Origin of the sequence: Kribbella yunnanensis (assembly GCF_039529655.1) — a bacterium.
Taxonomy (GTDB): Bacteria; Actinomycetota; Actinomycetes; order Propionibacteriales; family Kribbellaceae; genus Kribbella; species Kribbella yunnanensis.
Genome location: NZ_BAAANF010000015.1, coordinates 69,379 through 91,299 on the forward strand (window position 1 = coordinate 69,379; position 21,921 = coordinate 91,299).

21 protein-coding genes are annotated in these 21,921 nt (G+C 67.2%); 10 read left to right on the forward strand and 11 right to left on the reverse strand.

Annotated features, from left to right (window positions below; translation table 11 throughout):
* The first annotated feature begins 32 nt into the window (after positions 1–32).
* From ABD231_RS20130 to ABD231_RS20150, 5 genes are all read left to right on the forward strand, one after another.
* A complete protein-coding gene (locus ABD231_RS20130) occupies positions 33–356 on the forward strand; it encodes a hypothetical protein (protein WP_344153936.1) in 324 nt (107 codons plus the stop codon).
* Positions 353–634 carry a hypothetical protein gene (locus ABD231_RS20135; protein WP_344153939.1) on the forward strand — a complete coding sequence of 94 codons (282 nt, stop codon included), beginning with the start codon at positions 353–355 and terminating at the stop codon, positions 632–634. The genes ABD231_RS20130 and ABD231_RS20135 overlap by 4 nt, the downstream gene beginning before the upstream one ends.
* Positions 634–1,308, forward strand: a complete 675-nt coding sequence (locus ABD231_RS20140) for a hypothetical protein (RefSeq protein ID WP_344153942.1) — start codon at positions 634–636, stop codon at positions 1,306–1,308. Before ABD231_RS20135 ends, ABD231_RS20140 begins: the two co-directional genes overlap by 1 nt.
* 125 nt (positions 1,309–1,433) lie before the next feature.
* Positions 1,434–1,934 carry a G/U mismatch-specific DNA glycosylase gene (mug, locus tag ABD231_RS20145; protein WP_344153946.1) on the forward strand — a complete coding sequence of 167 codons (501 nt, stop codon included), beginning with the start codon at positions 1,434–1,436 and terminating at the stop codon, positions 1,932–1,934.
* A 25-nt stretch (positions 1,935–1,959) separates the two neighbouring features.
* A complete protein-coding gene (locus ABD231_RS20150; RefSeq protein ID WP_344153948.1) occupies positions 1,960–5,280 on the forward strand; it encodes a HEAT repeat domain-containing protein in 3,321 nt (1,106 codons plus the stop codon).
* Here ABD231_RS20150 and ligD read toward each other — a convergent pair.
* The 9 genes from ligD to ABD231_RS20195 all read right to left on the reverse strand — a co-directional run bounded on the left by ligD (position 5,277) and on the right by ABD231_RS20195 (position 14,920).
* On the reverse strand, positions 5,277–6,251 hold the full coding sequence (ligD, locus tag ABD231_RS20155) for a non-homologous end-joining DNA ligase (protein WP_344153951.1): 975 nt from the start codon (positions 6,249–6,251) through the stop codon (positions 5,277–5,279). The genes ABD231_RS20150 and ligD overlap by 4 nt on opposite strands.
* 123 nt (positions 6,252–6,374) lie before the next feature.
* On the reverse strand, positions 6,375–7,439 hold the full coding sequence (locus ABD231_RS20160; RefSeq protein WP_344153954.1) for an aminotransferase class V-fold PLP-dependent enzyme: 1,065 nt from the start codon (positions 7,437–7,439) through the stop codon (positions 6,375–6,377).
* On the reverse strand, positions 7,436–8,281 hold the full coding sequence (locus ABD231_RS20165; protein WP_344153957.1) for an acetylxylan esterase: 846 nt from the start codon (positions 8,279–8,281) through the stop codon (positions 7,436–7,438). Before ABD231_RS20165 ends, ABD231_RS20160 begins: the two co-directional genes overlap by 4 nt.
* 1 nt (position 8,282) lies before the next feature.
* Complete coding sequence (locus ABD231_RS20170; protein ID WP_344153960.1) at positions 8,283–9,209, reverse strand: acetylxylan esterase; 927 nt, start codon at positions 9,207–9,209, stop codon at positions 8,283–8,285.
* A complete protein-coding gene (locus ABD231_RS20175; protein ID WP_344153963.1) occupies positions 9,206–10,303 on the reverse strand; it encodes an ABC transporter ATP-binding protein in 1,098 nt (365 codons plus the stop codon). Before ABD231_RS20175 ends, ABD231_RS20170 begins: the two co-directional genes overlap by 4 nt.
* Positions 10,304–10,307: 4 nt before the next feature.
* On the reverse strand, positions 10,308–11,201 hold the full coding sequence (locus tag ABD231_RS20180) for a carbohydrate ABC transporter permease (RefSeq protein ID WP_344153966.1): 894 nt from the start codon (positions 11,199–11,201) through the stop codon (positions 10,308–10,310).
* Positions 11,198–12,103, reverse strand: a complete 906-nt coding sequence (locus ABD231_RS20185; RefSeq protein WP_344153969.1) for a carbohydrate ABC transporter permease — start codon at positions 12,101–12,103, stop codon at positions 11,198–11,200. The genes ABD231_RS20180 and ABD231_RS20185 overlap by 4 nt, the downstream gene beginning before the upstream one ends.
* 1 nt (position 12,104) lies before the next feature.
* Complete coding sequence (locus ABD231_RS20190; protein WP_344153972.1) at positions 12,105–13,436, reverse strand: extracellular solute-binding protein; 1,332 nt, start codon at positions 13,434–13,436, stop codon at positions 12,105–12,107.
* 116 nt (positions 13,437–13,552) lie between these two features.
* Positions 13,553–14,920, reverse strand: a complete 1,368-nt coding sequence (locus ABD231_RS20195) for a helix-turn-helix domain-containing protein (RefSeq protein WP_344153975.1) — start codon at positions 14,918–14,920, stop codon at positions 13,553–13,555.
* Between the two features lie 158 nt (positions 14,921–15,078).
* On the opposite strand from ABD231_RS20195, the gene ABD231_RS20200 reads away from it, so the two are divergent.
* The 5 genes from ABD231_RS20200 to ABD231_RS20220 all read left to right on the forward strand — a co-directional run bounded on the left by ABD231_RS20200 (position 15,079) and on the right by ABD231_RS20220 (position 20,127).
* Positions 15,079–15,891 carry a helix-turn-helix domain-containing protein gene (locus ABD231_RS20200; RefSeq protein ID WP_344153978.1) on the forward strand — a complete coding sequence of 271 codons (813 nt, stop codon included), beginning with the start codon at positions 15,079–15,081 and terminating at the stop codon, positions 15,889–15,891.
* A 53-nt stretch (positions 15,892–15,944) separates the two neighbouring features.
* Positions 15,945–17,063, forward strand: coding sequence for an FAD-binding oxidoreductase (locus tag ABD231_RS20205; RefSeq protein WP_344153981.1), 1,119 nt, complete (start codon positions 15,945–15,947; stop codon positions 17,061–17,063).
* A 10-nt stretch (positions 17,064–17,073) separates the two neighbouring features.
* Entirely contained in the window at positions 17,074–17,673 is a 600-nt protein-coding gene (locus tag ABD231_RS20210; protein ID WP_344153984.1) for a dihydrofolate reductase family protein, read from the forward strand.
* Positions 17,670–18,590 (forward strand): NAD-dependent epimerase/dehydratase family protein, encoded by a 921-nt coding sequence (locus ABD231_RS20215; protein WP_344153987.1) that lies wholly within the window; start codon positions 17,670–17,672, stop codon positions 18,588–18,590. Before ABD231_RS20210 ends, ABD231_RS20215 begins: the two co-directional genes overlap by 4 nt.
* Before the next feature lie 742 nt (positions 18,591–19,332).
* Positions 19,333–20,127: a phosphotransferase gene (locus ABD231_RS20220; RefSeq protein WP_344153990.1), complete on the forward strand. Its 795-nt coding sequence runs from the start codon at positions 19,333–19,335 to the stop codon at positions 20,125–20,127.
* Here the strand turns inward: ABD231_RS20220 and dusB are convergent.
* Both dusB and ABD231_RS20230 read right to left on the reverse strand, forming a co-directional pair.
* Positions 20,116–21,237 (reverse strand): tRNA dihydrouridine synthase DusB, encoded by a 1,122-nt coding sequence (gene dusB, locus ABD231_RS20225; RefSeq protein WP_344153993.1) that lies wholly within the window; start codon positions 21,235–21,237, stop codon positions 20,116–20,118. The two genes, ABD231_RS20220 and dusB, sit on opposite strands and share 12 nt — an antisense overlap.
* Positions 21,238–21,240: 3 nt before the next feature.
* Entirely contained in the window at positions 21,241–21,921 is a 681-nt protein-coding gene (locus ABD231_RS20230; protein WP_344153996.1) for a hypothetical protein, read from the reverse strand.

A 21,921-nucleotide genomic window follows, 5' to 3' on the forward strand; every position in this document is an offset into this window, starting at 1 on the left:
TCATCACAGATAACAACTTCATGGAGGTTCAGATGACAAGGAAGTCCGCCCCCTTCCTCCTGACCGCGGCCGCCGTGTCCGGCGCCGTACTGCTGGCTGGTACCCAGGCCGCGGTCGCCGTCGATCCACCGCAGCACGCGATCATCGTGTGCCAGGACGCGACGATGTACGAGAACTACAACTTCTCGATCCCCGGTCCGGTGAACCAGCTCCGCGTGCTCGAGTACGGCAACAAGGTCGGCCACACCCGGGGCAAGCACCCGGTCTACAACGGCTGGGCCTCGATCCAGGACTTCGGCCCGAACGACTGGGGCTTCGTCCGCTACGAATGCCTCGGCGGATGGGGCAGCTGGTGAACGCGCGGCGCGTAACCGCCCTCACCGGCGCGCTGCTCATCGCCGGTACGGCGCTGACCGCCGTACCGGCCCATGCCGCCGGCGGCACCGTCGGCGTTCGCGAGACCGTCTGCGCCCAGGATCTCGAGCTGCGCGTGAAACCCGGCGGCGCCCGGATGGGCACGCTGCACAAACCGCAGACCTTCCTGGTCAAGCAGATCAGCGGCGAGTGGGCCTTCGGCTTCGCGTACGGCGACATCAACCACGACGGCTGGGTCCAAGACGGCTGGTTCTGCTGATGAGACGCATTCTCGCGGTCCTGATCGTGGCAACGCTCTGCGCGGTGGCGGCGCCGGCGTACGCGGTCAACCAGTACGTCACCAAGGGCAACGTCACCAAACCCGCCGCCTGCAACAACTTCGGCACCATCCCCGCCGGCGGTTGGCTGGCGAACAAGTCGTGCGGCTACGTGATGGGTACGGCGATCGCCGGCACCCGCTTCGACGTCCACACCACCACGCCGAACAACTTCCACTTCGGCCGCTGGCGCGCCGGTGACGGCTCGAACTTCTGCGCCTTCCTGGTCCCCGGCGCGCTCGACCTCTCGAGCTCAACCCCGGTCGCCGCCAGTTGCAGCTCCGACACCAGCGCGCGACTGTCCCACCGTCGTACCTTCGGCCGCGACTTCGACGCCGCCCCGCACACCGGCAACGGCGCGATCATCGTCCGCATCAACCCCGCCGCCTGCACCGGCTACTACAACTATTTCGTCGACAGCACCTACGCCTCCGGCCGCCTCCACGACCCGGTCGGCTTCGCCCTCCCGTCCACCGGCGGCTACCGCTACTCCACCAACGACCTCGGCGCCTCGATGATCCGCGTCGACGCCCTCGGCGAAACCATCTGGCTCTTCGTCGCCCGCTCCTGCATCGCCACCCAACTCCCCGCAGTTCTCAACAACGAGAACGACTGACCATCCCCCGAAGGACAGGACGTATACGTCGAAAACCGGCCCCGGAAGCGACCGCCCCGCGCTCCCGCGCCGATATCAGACCTATACGTCCTGTCCGCCGGAAGACGGCCCCCTAAGGTTCAGGGGTGGATGGCATTGCTGATGTGATCGGGCCGGGGCTGCGGGTGTTGTTCTGCGGGATCAATCCGGGGCTGATGTCGGCGGAAACCGGGCATCACTTCGCTCGGCCCGGGAACCGGTTCTGGCCGGCGTTGCACCAGGGCGGGTTCACACCTCGGCAGTTGCGGCCGGACGAGCAGCAGGAACTGCTGAATTATCGGCTGGGGATCACCAATGTGGTGGAGCGGCCGTCAGCGCGGGCCGATGAGCTGTCCCGCGCGGAGTTCATCGCCGGCGGGGAGCGCCTGGTCGAGCGGGTGCTGAAGTACCAGCCGGAGTGGCTTGCGGTCGTCGGGGTGACGGCTTACCGGGATGCGTTCGGCGAGCGGAAGGCGCGGATGGGACGCCAGGAGCGGATGATCGGATCGACGCGCGTGTGGATCCTGCCTAATCCGAGTGGGCTCAACGCGCATTACACCCTGCCGAAGCTGGCGGCTGCGTTTGCCGCACTCCAAGAGATCAGCTGACTCGGTCATTAGGCAGGATAGGGGTATGCGTGCCACGGACCTGCTGCGGTCGATCGACAACCTCCCGTACGGCGAGCGCCTCCGGCGCGTCATCACCGAGGCCCGCGGTTTAAGCGCATCCGACTTGCAAAACCTCCTCGGCGAGCTCACCACCGGGACGCCGTACGAACGCTCCCTCGGCCTCACCATCGCCGAGGCGACCCGCGATGTCGCGACGGTGACTCGCCTGCTCAACGACCCGATCCCGGCCGTCCACTCCCGCGCGCTCGCCGCGGTCGGCAACGGCGTACCGGTGTCGGACGACGACCTGCGGATCCTGTACGACGACGCCCCGGCCGCGCTGCGTATCGGCCTGCTCAAGGTCGTCCGCAAGACCGGCCGCACCCGGCTCGCGGCCCGCCTGATCGACGAGCACCGCGAACGCTGGGGTGATCCGGCCGCCGCCGCGCTGCTCGTCGCCAACGATGACGCGACCGTCGAACGCCTCCTCCCCGAGCTGGCCTACTGCCTCGGCAGCGGCGACTGGCGCCGCCTGGGCGCCAAGCACCCCAAGCCGGTACACGACTACGCACTCCGCACCCTGCCCGCCGGCCCCGACCGCAACGAGTGGTGGCAGGGTCCGGCGTTCGGGTTGACCGGAGTCCTGGAGCACGATCCCGAGCGGACCACGCTCCTCCTCGTCCGCGCCCTTCCGCCCGAGCAGTTGCCGACGGCAATCACCTCGGTGTTCGGCCAGCTGATCGACGCTGATCCGCTGGTCCTCGAGCTGCTGCTCGAACCCGAGCGCGCGCACGCAATCCGCCAGGTCCTGACCCCGGCCGTCCGCCGCCGTCTGAACCGGTACGCCGACGACGACCTGATTGCGCTCGGCGAACTGCTCTGGCCGGACCCCACCGCGCTCCTCGAGGATCTCCCGCCGAGCCGCCGCGCGGCCATCTTCAACGGCATCACCAAATCCGTCGACCTCGGCCAAGCCGTCCTCCCGGCCCGCCTCCTCACCGTGCTCCCCTACGAGCTGCGCGTCGAACAGGCCCGCCGGATGCTGACCCTCGCCCCGATCGCCGACCACGACCGCGAACGCCGCCGGATCACCGCCTACCTCCCGTACGACGAAGCGTTCGCCCTGCTCGCACCAGACGTCCACCACCCGGATGCCGACGACCGCGCGATCGTCTACCGCTCGGTCATCGCAGCGGCCGGCCGCTCCCGGCAACCCGCGGCCATCGAGAGCGCGTTGGAGTGGGCGACCAAGGTCCGGAACGATCGAGACGGCGTACGCGGCGCGGTCATGCAAGCCGTCAATGAGCTGCCGCCCTCGACCTTGAGCGACCAACTGACCGGTTCGCTCCAGATCCTGTCGACCGCCGTGCTGGAGTCGCGCGACGCGAGCTGGGGCACCCGCACCTGGCTGGTCGAGATCGCACTGAGCGCTCTGCGGCAAGGGGCCGCGCGCAACCAGATCGCGCTGCTCGAATGGGGTCTGGAGACGCACGGCCGGGTCACCGAGAACCACGGCATCATCAAGCTCTACGGGGTGATCGACGGCCTCCCCCGCGGCCAGGAGCTCGCCGTGTACGACGTCCTCCGCCCGTACGTCGACAATGCGGTCGCCCGCACCGAGTTCCGGCTGCCGTTCGCGATCGCGCGGGCCTTCGACAAGCGCGGCTGGACGATCGATCACCTGCAGGACGCGCTCGCGCAAGGCGTCTGGTCGAACCAGGAGAACACCGTCGACCAGGCCTGCGAGCTCTGGCTGTGGCGACGCGACACCCGCAGCGAACGGGTGGCCGAGATCATCCAGCGCGATGTCGGCATGGCGCAGTGGCCGCATGTCTGGGGTGTCGTCACCGAACTGCGCACCGACCTCCTTGACGCCGTATTCGCCGAGCCGGAACGCATCCACCGCTTCGACGGCGACTACCCCGACTGGGAGGTCCCGCTCCGAGCACTCCGGTCCTGGCTCCCTCGCCAGCAAGCCCGGTACGGCGAACTGATCGCGCAAGCGGCTGCCGACGAGCGCATGCCCGAGTGGGCGCGCGCCCAGGCTGTGTCGACGCTCGGCCGGATTCCGTCGATTGGCCGCGCCGCGCTGGAACCGTTCCTCCAGCACGACAACGTCCTGCTCCAAGAAGCCGCACTGAGCGCGTTGGCATGGACCGACTCCCCGCAGGAGGTTCTGCCGGTCCTGCTCGCGCACGCCAACGACGATCGCGCACGCGTCGCGTCGTACGCCGTCAGCCGGGCGGCGCGGTTCGTCCGGCCGAGTCTGTTGCCCGGTCTCCTACATCCGATCCTGGTCGGTGATGGCGCGAAGGTGACTTCGCGAAAGGAGGCCGCGCGGCTGCTCGGCTCACTCCGCGCACCGGGGGCGAGCGCCGTACTGGCTGATGCTTGGGCGGGTGCGCATCGCGATGTGCGCGCGGCGATCACCAGCGCGGCCTCGCTGTACCTGCTGCATGAGCCGGCCAGCTGGGCGTTGCTCCAGGAGGCGGTCCACGACAGCGACGCGACTGCGGTTGTGCTGACGCAACGACCGGCGTACGGGCTGGCCACGAAGTACCGATCCCGGTACGCCGAATTGGTGGTGGCCGTGACTAATCGGCCGGAACCCGAGGTCGTGCGGACTGCGTTGCAGGCGTTGCCGCGGTGGGCGCCCTGGAGCCCGTCGGTGGCGCCGGTCTGCGCCGGGTTCATCGCCGATCTGAACTCCAAGGCGTGGAGTGCGGCGATGTCTGCTTTGGTCTCCATCGTCGCCACTGATCCAGGTCTCGGTTTGGACGACTTGCAGGCGGCCGTGCGGCTGCTGGTCCGCGCCGAGAACGACCCGAACCTGCCGAACGCCACGCCCGACCGTGATCACCCGGCGCGGCAACGCCTTGCTGAGCTGGGCAAACGCCTGATCGCGACCTTGCAGAGCAAGCCGGCCGAGTCCCGGCAGACCCTCAAGGTGATCGCGGCCGAGCTGGACAGTCCGGAGCTTCTGGACCTTCGCTTGGACCTGCTGGTCCGCAGTATCGCCTGGGACGACCTCGCCGCCGAGCTAACGGCGCTGATCGAGGCAGTCGCCGACCGCCCGATCGTTGCCTACAACACCGCGTTCCGGCTCGGCGCCCGGCTCGGTCAGTCCCACGCATGGACGCCGGAGCAGCTCGAACCGAGCGTGCGCGACCTCCTCCGCTCCGACAACCTGATGGCCGGGTTCCTGGCCTGGACGATCATCGGGGCGGGCGGCCGCCGTACCGGATGGGCCCCGACCTGGCGCGAGCTCCTAGTTGCCCTCCGCAACCACCCGCAGGCTGATGTCCGTCAAGCCGCCCTCGAAACGGTCACCGCCACCGAAAGCTAGCCACCTTTCTCGGCCTCGCGCTGGGCGCGCTTGCGGCGTTTGCCTTCGTGCATGGCGACGACGCGGGCGATCGGGATCGCGCGGCCCTCCTCCAGCAGGTCCTCGGGCAGCGACTGCGGCTCAGGTAGCTGCGAGGCCCAGCGATCTGCGCCGGCCAGCAGGTCGACCGCGGTCTTCACGGTGAAGTCGCGGGGCGTCACCCGGTCGAGCTCATCCCAGCCGACCGGGAACGAAACGGGAGTACCGGGACGGATCCGCGGGCTGTACGCGGCAACCACGGTCGCACCACCGGACCGAGTCGAGTCCACGAAGACCTTCCCGTGCCGGTCCTCCTTGATGTACGCCGTCGTCGCGACCGCAGGGTCGATCCGCTCCGCGCGAGCCGCGATCGCCCGAGTCGCCGCGGCCGCGTCATCGATCGGTACCGAGTCGTCGATCGGCACAATCACGTGCACACCCTTGGCCCCACTCGTCTTCACCGCACCAGTCAGCCCTGCATCACTCAACGCCTGCCGCACCAGAAACGCGGCCTGAACCGCCTTCCCGAACGTGTCGTCCCCCTCCGGCGGATCCAGATCCAGCACCAGATGCGTCACGCGGTCCCACCGATCGGCCCGCATCAACGTCGGGTGGTACTCAACCGCCCGCTGATTCGCGAACCACAACAACGTCCGCCGGTCGTCGCACAACGCATACGACACCTCGCGCTTCGACGCTTCGGCCCACACCGAAGTGGTCTTCACCCACTCCGGCGTGTACTTCGGCACATTCTTCTGCATGAACGCCGGCTGCCCCGGCCGAATCCGCATCACCGACAACGGCCGCTCCCGCAACTCCGGCAGCATCCACCCGTGCACCGCATCCAGATAGTCGACCAGATCCCGCTTGGTCGCCTCCGCCCCATCGAACAACGGCTGATCCAGATTAGTCAGATCAACCCCGTCACGCGTCTCATCCGGCTTCCTCGCCATCCCCCGAGCCTAATCCGATCTGCACAAGAACAGGACGTATACGGCCACTGGATGTCGCCCCCCAGGCTCAGCGGTCCTGGCCGGCTGGCGCGAACCGGCATATACGTCCTGTCCGTCGGAGGATCAGGTGAGGAGGTTGAGGAGGGTGTCGAGGACGACCTGGTCCTCGCCGGGTTGGAGGGTTTGGGGGTTGAGGGCTATTTCGTCGGCGTCTACGCCGAAGGTGCCTACTGCTATCCGGAGGGTGCCGTTCCAGAGGGCGTCGATCACTTGCTGACGGTCGCGATCGGTGAAGCGAAGGATGGCGCGGCCGTGGGGTTGGCCGGCTTCGCTAGGGTAGCCGCGGTACGCCGTGATGCCGGGTAGGTCTTGGAGGCCGTCTACCCAGAGGGCTACTGAGCGTTCGTAGTCGGCGAGTAGCGCTTGCTCGTCTTGTTGCAGGGTCCACTCGACAGCGGCTAGCAGGCCGAACAGTTCTTCCTTGCCGACTTTCAGGCCGCGGCCGATCTCCTGGTTCGGGGATGCGTGCCGTCGGCATCGGTCGACCAGCCATTGGCGGCCGAGGACGAGACCGGTTGTCTGGGGTCCGCGCAGGCCCTTGCCGCCGCTGACGATCACCGCGTCGGCACCGAGCTCGGTGGTGAAACGCCACAGCGACGACACCGGCGGTATCTGCGCCGCCGCGTCCACGATCACCGGTACGCCGGCCGCTCTCGCGATCCGGACCACGTCTTCGATCGGCAACGCGTCCGCCGCGTAATGCGCCCCAGCGAACCACAGCACACACGCAGGTCGCCGTACCCCATCAGCCAGGAGTGCTGCTTCCAGCTCCGCCTCCGTCGGGCCGACCTCGAAGATCCGAGCGCCGGTGATGCGGGCGGAATAGTCGTAGCCGTTGCGTTGGGAGGCGAACATCACCACCTCGGCCTCGACCGGAAAGGCCTGTGCCGGTTCGCCGATACACGACGCGACGACGAGCGTGATCGCGGCCGCGGCGCCCGCGGTCACGCAGGCCGCTTCGTTGCGGGTCAGCTCGGCCAATCGCTCGCCGACCTCCTCGTACAACGAAGGCAGGTCGACGAACTGACCGGCCGCCTCCACCATCGCCTGCACCACCGGCGGCGGCATCAGCGAACCGCCCAGCACCGTCACCGTGGCATTCGCGTTGATGACCGGCCGGATGTTCATCGGACGAACTTCGACATCGCCGGTACGCCGGACTGTCCGGCGAGCCACGCGTCGTAGAAGTCGGCGTCGGTCCCGTCGAGATGTGTCACCTCGTACGCCTCACCCAACGGCAACGCATCGACCAGCGGCGCGTACCAATCCGGATCCTCCACCCCGACCAACGTCCGCGCGTTAACCCCCGCTGCATGCCGGATCGGATCGAAGTACGACAGCGTCCGCCCGATCAGCTCGGCCGACGACCCGGCACGCAGGTAGTCGTTCAGCTCCTCCAGCGGATAGTGGCTGGACGCAAGCCGAGCCTCCATCGCCCGATACAGCACCAGATCCGAAGCCCGCACCGCACTGACCGCCGACCGCCGAGCAGCAGTCAGAATCGCCAACTCGTTCCCAACCACCGCGATCCGACTCGCATCGACCTCACGCAATCCGACCAGGAAGTCGACCGCCCGCAGACAATCCGCCACGATCCCGCGATAGATGTACGTCGAAGGATCGTCGATCCCCATCGTCAGCAGTCCCGGATACGCGGCCTGGAAGAACTCGTCGGCCAGCCGCTGACCACGGTGCATCAGCGTCAGAACGACGTACCGGCTGCGGTCGTTCGGATGCGCCATGTTGTTGACACTCCCGTACCGCGGCACCTGCAGCAGCGCCGGAAACGGCCCGTCCCCCACCGGGATGCTCAACGAACCAAACACGCGATAAGGCCCGACGCTCGTCAACCGGACCCCGTACGTCGTCGCCGAGTCATCGGTCCGCTGTGGAATCACATCGAGCACCGGCCGAGCCGGAATCGTCGCGAGCTCGTCGTCGACGGCTGTCCAATACGAAGCGAAGTCCATGTCAGATCACCGGCTTCAAGTGGTCGGCCAAGAAGTCTTCGACAACCCGCATCACCCCGGGCAGACCGGCGTGATGGGCGCAGTGCTCATAGGTACGCAGAGTCTTCGGGCTCGTCAGCACGCGATGCAGCGCGAACCCGGTCTCCGGCGGGCAGACATCATCCTCGAGCCCGAGGTAAATGAGAGTCGGCGCCTTGACCGCCGGCGCGAAGTTCAGCCCGTCGTAGTACGCGACCGTCTCCCGCACCCGGTCGACGTCCTTCGGATGCAGCCGCAGGTACTCGTTGATCTCCTCATACGGATACGACCGGGTGAACGTCGGCGCGGCCATGATCCCGCACAGGTACGGCGCTCCGCACGCAACCGCCTTGATCACGTCCGGCCGCAATGCCGCCGTACTGATCCCCAGCCCACCGCCCTGACTCGACCCAGCCAGTCCGATCCGCGACGCATCGACCTCAGGCCGTTCCAGCAGCACGTCGACCGCCCGCACCACATCCAGGTAGAACCCGCGGTACCCATAGGTGTTGTGGTCCACGATGTTGTTCGTCAGCAATCCCGGATAACCCGGGTTGAAGACCGCGTTCGACCGCAGCTTCCCGCGCGGCGCGACCGCGAGGGTCGCGTACCCGAGCTCGGCCCACTCCTTCGGAATCGTCGGCTCCGAGATGTACCCCGGGATCGTGACGAGACCCGGGTACGGCGCCGCACCGCCCCGCGGGACGGCGTACCAGGCGGAGACCCGCAGCCCGCCGAAGCTCACGTACGAAACGTCGTACACGACGACCCGTGAGGTCGACAGCGTCGGCATCTCGGTCAGTACGGGATCCAGCGGGTACGACGAGCAGTCGGCGAGCCCGGCCGCCCAGAACTCGTCGAAGTCGTCCGGCCGGGTTACCTCGATCGTCGTGTTCTCGACGTCTCTCACGAAGCCTCCTGTCTCGGAGCCTGCAGGGCGGTCCCGTCGGCCGCCGTGAACAGGTGCAGGCGTTGCGGATTGAAACCGACATACACGGGCGCGTCATGACCGAGCCGGAACGGCGTGGGCACCCGAGCCTTCAGCAGCTCGCCCTCGATCCGAACCGTGACCAGTACGTCGGGCCCGAGCGGCTCGGACACGAACACGCGACCCTGGCGGTACCCCGCGACCGGGGTCGGCGACAACGACACGTCCTCCGGGCGAACGCCCAGCACGACCTCCGGGTCGGCCGGCGCATCGTCGTACAGGGTGATCTCCTGCGTCAGTGCCTCGCTGCGGAACATCCGGACACCGTCCACATCGGCCAACGAGCCGCTGACGAAGTTCATCGGCGGTGAGCCCATGAATGAGGCCACGAACCGGTTGGCCGGCCGCTCGTAGATCTCCTCGGGAGTCGCACACTGCTGGATGACACCGTCGCGCATCACGGCGATCCGGTCCGACATCGTCATCGCCTCGACCTGGTCGTGCGTGACGTAGATGAAGGTGCGGGCCACGTCGACATGCAGCCGCTTGATCTCCGCCCGCATCAGCACCCGCAGCTGCGCATCCAGGTTGGACAGCGGTTCGTCCAGCAGATAGGCGCCCGCATCGCGAACGATCGCCCGGCCGAGCGCAACTCGTTGCCGCTGGCCACCAGACAGCTCGCGCGGCTTGCGGTCGAGCAGATCCTCGATGTCCAAAGTCCGCGCGGCCTGCAGTACCTGTGTGTCGATCGTTGCCTTGGGCACCCGCATCATCTTGAGCGCGAACCCGATGTTCTGCCGGACGGTCTTGTGCGGATAGAGCGCGTAGCTCTGGAACACCATCGCGACGTCCCGCTTGTTCGCCGGCAACCAGCTGACCGGCTTGCCGTCGAAGAACACGTTGCCGCTGGTCGCCCGCTCCAGACCGCAGATCATCCGCAGCGTGGTCGACTTCCCGCACCCGGACGGCCCGACCAGCGTCAGGAACTCCTGGTCCCGGATCGTCAGGTTCAGGTCGTCCACCACGGTCTTGCTGCCGAAGGACTTGGTGATGCCTTCGAGTCGTACCTCTGCCATCGTCTCAGCCCTTCACAGATCCGGCGGCCATCCCCTGAACCAGCTTTCGCTGGAACAGCAGCGCCAGTACGAGTGGTGGGACGACCGCGAGCACCCCGGCTGCGGCCATCACGGTGAACTGGGTGTTGAAGTCGGTGGCGAAGTTCGCCGCCACCACGGGGATCGTCTTCGCGGCCTTCGTACTGGTCAGGAACAGCGCGAACATGAACTCGTTCCATGCCGTCATGAACGCGAACACCGCCGCCGCAACGAGACCCGGCGCCGCGACCGGCAGGAACACCGACCACATCGTCCGGAACCAGCCGCACCGATCGACCCGGGCCGCCTCTTCGAGCTCCCGCGGTACCGACCGGAAGAAGTCCTTCAGGATCCAGATCGTGATCGGCAGCGCGAACGTCGTGTACGACAGGATCAGCGCCAGGTACGTGTCCAGCAGCCCGAACTGCCGCATCAGCAGATAGAACGGGATGATGATCGCGATCCCCGGCACCATCCGCGTCAGCAGATACAGCACCAGCAACACCTGACTCCCCCGGAACTTCAACCTGCTGAACGAGTACGCCGCGAACGTCGCCAGCACGAGATTCAGTACGGCGGTCGCCGACGCCACGACCAAGCTGTTCCGCAACGAGTACGGCGTCTCGGACACCGCCCGCCCACCGACCAACTCCTGAGCCGCGTTCGGATTCACGAACCCCAGATAGTTCTCCAGCGTCGGACTCACCGGCACCCAGTTCGGCGGTACGGCGATCGCGTCGGCCTCGTGCATGAAGCTCATCGCCACGATCCAGTAGAACGGCAGCACCAGATACAACGCGAACGCGATCGCCAGCACGTACAACGCGATCTTCTTCCACGGAATCCGATACCTCAGCGGAACCTGCACGACGGTACTCAAACCTCGAAGTTTCCTTTCCGGTAGAGCAAGCCGATATAGCCCACTGAGATGATCAGGGTGATGGCGGTGATGACCCACGCGTAGGCGCTGCCGAGGCCGAAGTCGGTGAACGTCAGAACGGTCTGTACGTCGAGGAGGGCGATCGTGGTCGTGGCGTCGCCCGGGCCGCCGCCGGTGAGGACGTAGATCGTGTCGAACGCGCGGAAGGCGTTCATCGTCTCCAGGATCAGCACGATCAGGAGTGGATGCAGAAGCCACGGGACTGTGACCTGGGTGAACCTTCGGAAGGCGCCGGCGCGGTCGACGGTCGCGGCGTCGTACAGCTCGGAGGGGATGGTGGACAGGCCGGCCAGCAGGATGATCACCGAGAACGGCAGCGTGTTCCAGACTTGCGCCAGTGCGGTGAACAGGAAGGCGCCGGTGCCGGAGGTCAGCCAGGCCTGGTAGGTATCGATCAGGCCGAGTTGGGTCAGCAACCCATTCAAAGCACCGGTTTTGGCGTCGAAGATGGTGCGCCACATCAGGCCGTTCACTACGCCGGGCATTGCCCAGGGCAACAAAGCGAGGCTGAGTAGCAGGCCGCGACCACGGAAGCGTTCGTTCAGCACCAACGCCAGGATGAGCGCCAGGACGACGGTCAGGCCGAGGACGACGAGGACGAAGATCGCGGACACCTTCAGCGCGGACAGGAAGGCGTCGTCGCTGAGCAGTGACTTGTAGTTGTCGAAGCCGATGAACCGCTTGGCCTTGGGCCGCTTCAGGTTGTTGCGCTGCAGGCTGACGTAGAACGAGTAGCCGATCGGGTACGCGACCAGCAGGGCGATCACCGCGATGGCCGGGGCGTTCAGTGCCCAGGCCTTCGCGCTGTCGCCCAGCGGCCGTCGTTCGGTCAGGACACTCACGTCAGGAGTACTTCTTCTTGAGGGTCTCGGCGCTCTGCGCCAGGCTCGCGACCGCGGCGGACGGCTGGGTCTGGTTGCTCAGCACGCCCTGGACCACCTTGTGCATCTCGGTCTCGAACTCGGTGTACCAGGCGACGCCGAGGACGTTGCGCGGCCGCGCGATCTCGGCCAGGTGCGCGTAGATGGCCGGGTCGGCGAACTTCTTCAGGGTCGCGGTGATCTCCGGGTCCTTGGCCAGGTCCTTGTACGCGAAGCCGAGCCCGCGCTGCTGGAACCAGAACTTCGCGGTGTACGGCTGCTTGCTCTCGTCGAGACCGCCGAGGTACGTGAGCAGCTTGAACGCGTTGTCCTTGACCTCGGTGTCCTTGGCCAGGCCGTACATCCGGGTGTTGCTGATGGTTCCGTGCACTTTGCCGTCCAGGCTCGGCACCAGCGCCATCTTCATCTTGCCGGCGGCCTTCGACTTCTGCGGGTCGTTGTAGTCGCGCAGCGCGTACCGGGCGCCGATGGTGAACGCGTACCGGTTGGCCTTCATCGCGTTGTCGACCGGAACCGGCAGCAGTTGCAGCGAGGCTGGGTCGAGCACCTTCGACTTGTTGGCCGCGTTCTGCAGCCAGGTGAAGACGTCCTTGGTGACCGTGTCGGTGGTGTTCATGATCGGCGCCTGCTGATCGTCGAACAGGTTGCCGCCACTGGAGAAGATCAGACCCCAGACCCACGCCCACCAGGTGTCGGACAGCTGGGCCGGCAGGCCGATCGGATGCTCGAGCAGCCCCTGACTCTTGATCTTGGCCGCCTGTGACTCGAGCTCCTCGAGACTGGCCGGCGGCTTGCTGAATCCGGCCTTGGAGAGGATCTCCGCGTTGTAGATCAGGCAGTTGGAGTCGGTGTAGTACGGCAGGCCGTAGCGCTTGCCCTGGTACGTCATCGCCTCCGCGTTGCCGGGGAAGATCGCGCCGTACACCTCGTCGACCCCGGGCAGGCCGTCGATCGGCTGCAGGTAGTCGCCCTCAACCCAGGCCGCGAGCGAGTCGTCGTACACGTAGAGGGCGTCCGGGCCGCCACCACCGGTGAACTCGGCAACCACCTTCTGCACGTACTGCGCGCTGGTGATCGGCGTGTAGTTCACCTTGACGTTGCTGGCCTTGGTGAAGCGGTCGAGGTTCTGCTGGACCAGAGTCGCCTCGTAGTCCCAGCCCTCGAACTTCACGCTGCCGTCCCCGGCGCCTGCACCGGACTTGTCGTTCGAGCAGGCGGCGAGCAGGCCGGGGGTGGCCGTCGCGCCCAGGCCGAGGCCGGCGAGCTTCAGGACCTGGCGGCGGTTGAGCTCCATGGTGTGGTTCCCTTCGGGTGTCCCGTGGGTGGCGTGGCTTGAGTGATAGCGGTGTCCAGGTGCGTGCATCGTGGTGCTTGAGCAGTGCCCTCGATGCGGAGCATCGTGGGTGCTGGTCAAGTGGCGCGAGGTGCGTGCCTGGGCGCCGGTAGCGCCAAGCCACGCTGCCCACGGGACACCAGCAATTCTTGGGAGATGCGAAGCCGGTAAAGACGCGTGGGGCGTCCCTTGGGATGGTGCTGTGCGGTTCCTTCGTCGCTGACCAGGCCACCAGCGTCGAGGGTGCGGATCAGCCGGCGACCGCTCTGATCCGTGATGCCGAGCCGGTCGGCGAGCTCTCCAGGCGAGATCGCACGGCCTTCCAGCTCGTGGTCCAAGGCAGCCAACCGGGACACGGTCGCCGCGCTGAGGCCGACAGACTTCGCGAGCTGCTCGACGTGTTCGCCGTGCTCGCGGTAGGAGAAGCTGAGCGCGTCCCGGTCATTGGTCGTGACCGGGCCCATCGGGCCGATGATCACGCCACTGTCCTCGATCAGGTACGCACACGGCTCGTTCTCCTGCTCCGCCCGGGCCGCGGCCTGCTCGGCGAGCAGCACGCAGTTGCGAGCGGAGACACCGACCCCGAATCCGGCCGAGACCTGCGCACCGAGCGCCGTACCGGCTTCGGCAAGGGCCGGTACGGCGACCCAGTTGCGGGTGACGCGTTCGAACAAGGCCTTGTGCGCGAAGACGACGACGCCACGGCGACCGCGGTCCTCGATCCAGGCCCCGGCGAACTCGGGGGTGTTCAGCAGCAGGTTCATCAGACCGATCCGAGCGCGCTCCTCGTCGGCCGACTGCGAGATCAGGAAGACCCCGGCCGCGAACCGTTGCGCGCTCGCCCGATCCGACTCGATCCGCAGGGCGAGCTCATGTAGCTCGGTCCGGATCGTGGCCGGGACCGGCATGCCGCTCATGATCCCGATCGCGTCATCGGCCAACTGCTCCCGGGCTGCGGCACGGACGCTGATCACATAGCCGCGATCACCGAACCGCCGGTACGCCGTCCGGTGGAACTCGACGATGTCCTCGACCGACTGGGTCGGTGCGTAGGGCAACGAAGCGATCTGATCCGGGTCGAGCTCGAGCGCGGCGACGACCGCATCGACCGCCTCGGCCGGGAACGTGTCGATGCTGACCGGCGACCCGCCCCAGCCCTGCTGCTGCGCGCGGTAAAGAGCCATCGTCAGGTCGAGCGCCGACGGTCGGATGACACCGACCGGCAGGCCTGGCGGCAGTAGCTCGCGACTGGCCGTGTACGGCACCGGACCGGCCAGGAAGCCATCGAGTCGGGTCGTGCTGAGGAACTCCGCCACCTTGTCGCGGACGTTCTCCTCGTGGTCGTAGCTGACCCACTCCAGATCGACGCCGCGGAGCGTGCTGGCCGCCTCGCGGAACAGCTCTCCATGCGCCGCGTGGGTGACAACCCCGATCACGATCGCCAACGCACTCCTCCTTTCCGAACTATGTTCGGAAGTGATTCGTAATTCCGATGCGGACCAAACTCCTCCCTCATCGGTGGTCAGGTCAAGGGATCGGCAGAATGAAATTTGCTGGAAACAACTTCTTGACACTGGTCTAGTCCAGGGGATTCAGTGCTCGCGTGGAGTACGTCGAGCAGCCGCCCGTACCCGGCCTGGCCGGGGTGGTTCGGACGGTCTGGATCCAACGCATCGGCGCGACCGACCATGTCCACCGCCACCTCCCGACCGGCGGTGTCGAGATCCATTTCCCGCTCGGCGGACGGCCGCAACTCCTTGGCCCGTTGACCGGTCCGGCGATCGAGGTCATCCCGGCGCACACCACGCTCGTCGGGGTCCGGTTCCATCCCGGTACTGCTCCGCCACTGCCCGCCGTACTGGATGATCTGATCGACCAGCACCTCAGCCTTGCCGACCTCTGGGGACACACCGCGGACCGCTTGGTCGAGGCGATGGCTCGAGCGGCGACTCCCGAGCGCGCATTGCTCTATCTGCAGGCCCATCTGCTGAACGAGTTCCGCCGTACCGAGCGGGTCGACGCGCTCGTCCAGGAAGCTGTGCTGGCGCTGATGCCTTGGCAGGCAACGTCGATCGACGGGCTTGCGTCCGATCTCGCGTTGTCCGCGAGCCAGTTGCGCCGCCGCTGTCTGCAGGCCGTTGGCACTACGCCGAAGGTGCTCCAGCGGACGCTGCGGTTCCAGGGCTTCCTAGCGTTGGCCCAGGCCGGCGTATCCCCATCCGGTCGCCGCGGTCTTGACGGTACGGCGGGTCTCGCGATCGACGCGGGGTATGCCGATCAGGCGCACCTCAGCCGCGAGTGTCTTCGGCTGACCGGGCTCACGCCGACGCAGTTGCTCGGTGGCGATCTCGATCGCTGCGCCTGCGGTCACGACCACTCCGCGTCGTACACGCCGTTCCTTGCCCGTCGGCGTTGAGGATGCACGTTTTGTTCAAGAAGGAGCCGGTACGCCGCTCATAGCCTCAGGGCATGATGCATTGCCGATCGGTTGAGGATGTCGTCGCCGCGATCAAGAGCGGCGATCGCGTGGTGCCGAGGGGCGGTGGGCATTGCTTCGTCGACCGGTCGGCGCCGGGTGACGTCGTACTGGATCTGAGCGGCCTGAACAGCATCGAGGTGCGCGCCGACGGGGTCGCAACGATCGACGCGGGTGCACTGTTGGGTCAGGTGTACGCCGACCTGCATGCGGCCGGCCGTGGTCTGCCCGCCGGATGCGGAGAGACGGTCGGCATCACCGGTCTCACGCTTGGCGGTGGAATCGGGTTGGTCGGGCGGATGTATGGGCTCAGCTGCGATCGCCTGCTCAGTGCGCAGGTCGTGCTGGCCGACGGCAGTGTGGTGGAGTGCTCTGCGGATTGCGAACCTGACTTGTTCTGGGCGTTGCGTGGTGCCGGCGGTGGTCAGTTCGGCGTGGTCACCTCGCTCCGGTTCGACACGGTTCCGGAGCCGATCACCACGCGAATTGAAGCTCGGTGGGTCTCGGCCGATCCGGAGGTGCTGGTGGCCGTTTGGCAGGCGTGGGCGCCGGACAGCCCGGACGAGCTCACGCTGAATCTCACCATCGATGGATCGCAGGCAGTGCTGATTGGCGCGAGCCTGCTGCCTGCCGACGAGACGCGCTCGCTGCTGGCCGAGTTCGCTGACCTGGTCGGTGCGCCGGTGCCGTTTTTCCTGCGCGCCGGGATGCCTCTCTCCGCAGTCAAGGCGAGCTTCGCCGAGGCGACACCGGGCGAGCCGGCGCGGATCCGTTCGGAGTTCTTCGAGCGGTCGCTGTCGGACGACGTACTGCGCGAACTGATTGGTTGCGGACGGTTGGCGTTCACCGCGATGGGCGGTGCGTACAACAGGATTGCCGCCGAGGCGACGGCCTTCGCCCATCGCAACACGCGGTTCCTGCTGGAGACAGCGAACGACCGGTCGTGGTCGATCGCGCACGCGGACGGTAGCGGTCGCGTCTACCCGAACTTCCCCGATCTGGCGCTGGCCGATGGACCCGCGGCGTACCACGGCGAGAACCTCGCCCGGCTTCGTGCGGTCAAGCAGGCTTACGACCCTGATCGATTCTTCGATTTCCCGCAAGCAGTGTGAGAGGACAGTCATGAGTAAGGTCATCGTTGCGCTCTCCGTCTCGGTGGACGGTTACATCAGCGGCCGGACGCCAGAGGGTGCGGAAGAGTTCGGGCGCGGGCTCGGCGACGCCGGGATGTTGTTCGACTGGTACTTCAACGGCGACACCCCGAGCGAGGTATTCGAAGGGTTCAAGCTCAGCGCGCCGAGTGCGCGACTCTTCGACAGCCTGGCGGCCGGCGACGGCGCGATCATCTGCGGACGGACGACGTACCAGCACTCCAGCGAGTTCGGTGGCGGGAGCCCGCATCCTCAGGCGCCGCTGGTGGTGTTGAGTCATCAGCCGCTCGAGGTCGGTCCGGCGCAGACGCTTGCCTACAGCATCGAAGAGGCCGTGGACGTGGCCCGGAAGTTGGCCGACGGCAAGAATGTCGGGATCATGGGCGGCGGCGCTGCGACGTCCGCGCTCGCGGCCGGGCTCGTCGACGAGGTCGTGCTGCATCAGATCCCGATCCTGCTCGGCGGCGGCCTCCGATTCTTCAACGAGCTGCCCGAACATGTCGAGCTCCGACTGATCGAGGCCGTACCGGCTCCCGGCGTCACGCACCTGCACTACGCGGTGGTCCGATGATCCTCGTCACCGGCGGACTGGGCATGATCGGCGCGGCCACCGCCCGCGCACTCGTCGAGCTCGGCCACGAGGTGGTCGTCACCTCACACCACCGCGGCGAGGTCCCGTCGTTCCTGGCCGGCCGGGTGACGGTCGAGACCCTGGACATGACCGACCGAGACGCTTTCCTTGCCCTGGGCAAGGAGTATGAGGTCACCGAGATCGTCCACCTGGCCGGGAGCATTCCGGGCGCCGACACAGTCGCGTACTTCCGCACCGACCTGTCCGGTCTGCTCAACGCACTGGACGCGGCCCGCACCTGGGGCGTCCGCCGGTTCGCCGTCGCCAGCAGCCTCGGCAACTACATCGGCCGACCCGAAATCCCTTGGCACGAAGACCTCGCACTCCCCGAATCCGACCTCCCGCTGGCAATCGTCGCCTTCAAGAAAGCCGTCGAACCAATCACCGTGCACAGCCTGCAAGGCACCGGAATCGACCCCGTCCTGCTGCGAATCGGCAGCACCTGGGGACCACTGATGGATCCGGAATCCCCGATCATCACCATCGCGCCGTACATCAGCGCGATCATGCGCGGCGAGACCCCGTCGGTCCGGTACGCCGACGACGGCGGCGACTTCTGTTACGCCGCCGACGCAGGTCGCGCGATCGCCCTCCTCACCACCGCGCCGACCCTCCAGCACCGCACCTACAACGTCTCCAGCGGCACCCGATCCACCAACCGCCAAATCGCCGAAGCCCTCCAAGCCATCACCCCCGGCCTGCACCTAGACCTCATCCCCGGCCGCCAGTCCGGCCCCGGCGAAGACCCCTACCTAGACATCACCCGCCTCACCACCGAAACCGGCTTCACCCCCACCTACGACATCACCACAGCAGTAGCCGACTACGTCACCTGGCGCACCACCAACCCCCGCTGACTTTCCCCCTCCCCCTCCCCCTCCCCCTCTCCCGATCCCAAGCGCCGAGTGTGACGACCTGGCCGCCGGCAATCGTTCGCCAACGACCATCTCCTTCCACTCGCCGCGCCACTCCCTTCACTCGCACGGTGGCTTCAGTCGCGGGAGGGGGCTCGCGCACGGTGGCTTCAGTCGCGGAAGGGAGCTCTCGCACGGTGGCTTCAGTCGCGCGGTGGGGAACTCGCGCACGATGGGGAAGGGGGTCCGCGCACGATGGCTTCAGTCGCGAGAAGGGGGCCGCGCACGGTGGCTTCAGTCGCGGGGTGGGCGAGGGGCGGATGCGGGCGAGGGCTGGGGCTTCCTCGAGCGCCGAGTGTGACTAGCCGGCTGTCCGCAATCGTTTGCCAACGACCAACTCCTTTCACTCGCCGTGCCACTCCCTTCACTCGCACGGTGGCTTCAGTCGCGGGGAGGGGGCTCGCGCACGGTGGCTTCAGTCGCGGGAAGGGGGCCGCGCACGGTGGCTTCAGTCGCGGGAGGGGGCTCGCGCACGGTGGCTTCAGTCGCGGGGTGGGCGAGGGCTGGGGTGGCTGGCGGGGTGCCGCCTGGTCTGGTGTACCGACGGAGGGTAGTGGTGGGGGTCGACGGCGAGCCGTGCGTCTGCGGAGACTCAGCGGATCGACCGTTGGCCTACCTCTACCCGTTGTTCTGTACGCCGAATAAAGGTGTCGCCCGTCACCAGTAAGCCGGATACGGTCGGCGGGTGGAGACGGTGGATATCGAGCGGGCGACAGCGGTGACCAAGGCGATTACCTCGGCGGAGGACGCGATCCTGCTGAGCAACTCGAACAAGATCGTGCTGCGGCTGATGCCGGGTGACGTGCTGGCGCGGGTGGCGTTCGATGGCGAGCACGGGTTTCCGCAGGAGCTCGAACTGGCCCGGCGTCTCCTCGAATCGGGGAGCCCGGTGGTCGCGCCCACGGACTTGAGCGTGCATGAGCGGGACGGGTTCGCGATCACCTTGTGGCGGTACTACGAGCCGCTGCAAGAGATTCCACCGGCCGAGTACGCCGCCGCGTTGCAACGACTCCACGTTGGGATGCGCGAGATCGACGTACCGGCTCCGCACTTCATGGATCGGGTTCGGGAGGCCGAGGCGATTCTGTCGGATCGGGCCGTGTCACCGGACGCACCGGAGGCGGATCGTGAGCTCCTGCTCGCCACTCTGGCCGAGCGGGGACAAGCGATCAGTACGTCGGGGGCCCGCGAGCAGCTGCTGCACGGGGAACCGCACCCGGGCAACCTGTTGAGCACGAAGGACGGTCCGCTGTTCATCGACCTCGAGACCTACTGCCGGGGACCTGTCGAGTTCGACCTCGCGCATGCGCCGGATGAGATCGCCGAGCACTATCCGGGGATCGATCGGCAGGTGCTGGACGACTGCCGGCTGTTGATGCTGGCGATGGTGACCGCCTGGCGCTGGGACCGCAACGACCAACTCCCGAACGGCCGCCAGCGCGCGGAAGAATGGATCGCGCAGATTCGGTCAGCCGCCTGAGACGCCGATTTCGGCGTCGGCTAGGTCTTCGGTGAGGCCGTCGGTGTTGTCCAGCCAGCCGTGCGGGAGGATGACGCGCTCCCGCGGGCTGCCTTGGCGGCCGCGGGGTGCGCCCAGCTCGGCGGTCGGGAACGGGACTGTCGGGTCGAGCTGAGCGAGCAGCTCGTCGAGGTGGGCGAGCGTGTCGACCATGCCGAGGGCTGCGCGCAGCTCGCCGCCGGCCGGGAAACCCTTGAGGTACCACGGCACGTGCTTGCGGAAGTCGCGTAGACCGCGCTGCTCCCCCATCAGGTCCGCGAGCAGCTCACCGTGCCGGCGCATCACTGCGGCGACCTCGCCAAGGTTCGGCAGGTTGAGCGCCTCACCACCCGCGAACGCGACCGCGAGATCGCGGAACAACCACGGCCGCCCGAGACACCCGCGACCGACGATCACGCCCGCGCAGCCGGTCTCGGCGACCATCCGGAGGGCGTCACCGGCCTCCCAGATGTCGCCGTTGCCGAGCACCGGGATGTTCACGTGCTCGACCAGCTCGGCGATCTTCGTCCAGTCCGCCTGCCCCGAGTACGCCTGCGACACCGTCCGCCCGTGCAACCCGATCGCCGCCGCGCCCGACTCCTCGGCGATCCGGCCGGCGTCGAGGTAGGTCTGGTGGTCGAGGTCGATCCCGATCCGCGTCTTCATCGTCACCGGGATCCCGTACGGCGTCGCCGCCTGCACGGCCGACTTCAGGATCGCGCCGAGCAGGTTGCGCTTCCACGGCAGCGCTCCGCCGCCGCCCTTCCGGGTCACCTTCGGCACCGGGCAGCCGAAATTCAGGTCGATGTGCGCGACGCCGTACTGATCGCACAACAGCTGCACGGCCTTCCCGATGTACACCGGGTCCACGCCGTACAACTGCACCGACCGAACCGTCTCCCGCTCGTCGAACGTGAGCATGTCCAGCGACTTCTGATCACCCTCGACAATCCCGCGAGAGGTGATCATCTCGCACACATACAGCCCCGCCCCTTGCTCAGCACACAACCGCCGGTACGCCGCATTGGTGATCCCAGCCATAGGAGCCAGGACCACGGGGGTATCGATGGTCAGATTGCCGAGCTTGAGCATTGGTTAGGCCTTTGCGACGAGGATCTTGCCGTCGCCGGAGATTCGGGCGTTGTGGGGAACAACCGCGTTCGCGGTGGTCGTGACGTCACAGCGGACGCCGTCACCACTCGATGGTACGACGGCGACCAAGTCCATCGTGCAGGCGATGTTCGACGCGTCCGGAACCGCGCGCAGGACGGCGTCGACGACCTTTTCCTTGACGACGGCAACTTGTTCCGAAGTGAACTTGTACGACGCGTTGTACGGCTGGGCGTTGACGGTCAACGTGCCGGTGAACGGCTTGCCGGCGTACGTGACCGTGCACTTCAGGGTGTGGTTGCCGGGCTTGTCCGCGGCGTCGATGCCGGGGCAGTTGACCGTGGTCTTCGCGGCCTTGCCGGCGGTGACCTGGGTCTGCTTGGCGATCGCGAAGCGGATCCGGTTGGCCAGCGGTGCGTCCGATTCCGGGGCGCCGGTGACGGTCGGGGTCGGGAACGGCTTGGTCGGCCTCGGGAGCGGCTTCAGGGTCGGCGTCGACGCGGTCGGGATCGGGGCCGACGAGGGCACCGAGGGACCGGAGGCTGACGGGGTGCTGCCTGACTTCGGGTCGGTGTCGGAGCAGGCGGTCAGCAGGAAGACGGCCAGGGCCGATACCCCGAACACGGCCAGGCCGAAGCGCAGGCGTTCCCCAGTCAGCAACCTCAT

Coding starts and splice junctions, on each gene's coding strand:
- ABD231_RS20130 (WP_344153936.1), top strand. CDS start 33: ATGACAAGGAAGTCCGCCCCCTTCCTCCTGACCGCGGCCGCCGTGTCC.
- ABD231_RS20140 (WP_344153942.1), top strand. CDS start 634: ATGAGACGCATTCTCGCGGTCCTGATCGTGGCAACGCTCTGCGCGGTG.
- ABD231_RS20150 (WP_344153948.1), top strand. CDS start 1,960: ATGCGTGCCACGGACCTGCTGCGGTCGATCGACAACCTCCCGTACGGC.
- ligD (WP_344153951.1), bottom strand. CDS start 6,251: ATGGCGAGGAAGCCGGATGAGACGCGTGACGGGGTTGATCTGACTAAT.
- ABD231_RS20160 (WP_344153954.1), bottom strand. CDS start 7,439: ATGAACATCCGGCCGGTCATCAACGCGAATGCCACGGTGACGGTGCTG.
- ABD231_RS20165 (WP_344153957.1), bottom strand. CDS start 8,281: ATGGACTTCGCTTCGTATTGGACAGCCGTCGACGACGAGCTCGCGACG.
- ABD231_RS20175 (WP_344153963.1), bottom strand. CDS start 10,303: ATGGCAGAGGTACGACTCGAAGGCATCACCAAGTCCTTCGGCAGCAAG.
- ABD231_RS20190 (WP_344153972.1), bottom strand. CDS start 13,436: ATGGAGCTCAACCGCCGCCAGGTCCTGAAGCTCGCCGGCCTCGGCCTG.
- ABD231_RS20205 (WP_344153981.1), top strand. CDS start 15,945: ATGATGCATTGCCGATCGGTTGAGGATGTCGTCGCCGCGATCAAGAGC.
- ABD231_RS20210 (WP_344153984.1), top strand. CDS start 17,074: ATGAGTAAGGTCATCGTTGCGCTCTCCGTCTCGGTGGACGGTTACATC.
- ABD231_RS20215 (WP_344153987.1), top strand. CDS start 17,670: ATGATCCTCGTCACCGGCGGACTGGGCATGATCGGCGCGGCCACCGCC.
- dusB (WP_344153993.1), bottom strand. CDS start 21,237: ATGCTCAAGCTCGGCAATCTGACCATCGATACCCCCGTGGTCCTGGCT.
- ABD231_RS20230 (WP_344153996.1), bottom strand. CDS start 21,921: ATGAGGTTGCTGACTGGGGAACGCCTGCGCTTCGGCCTGGCCGTGTTC.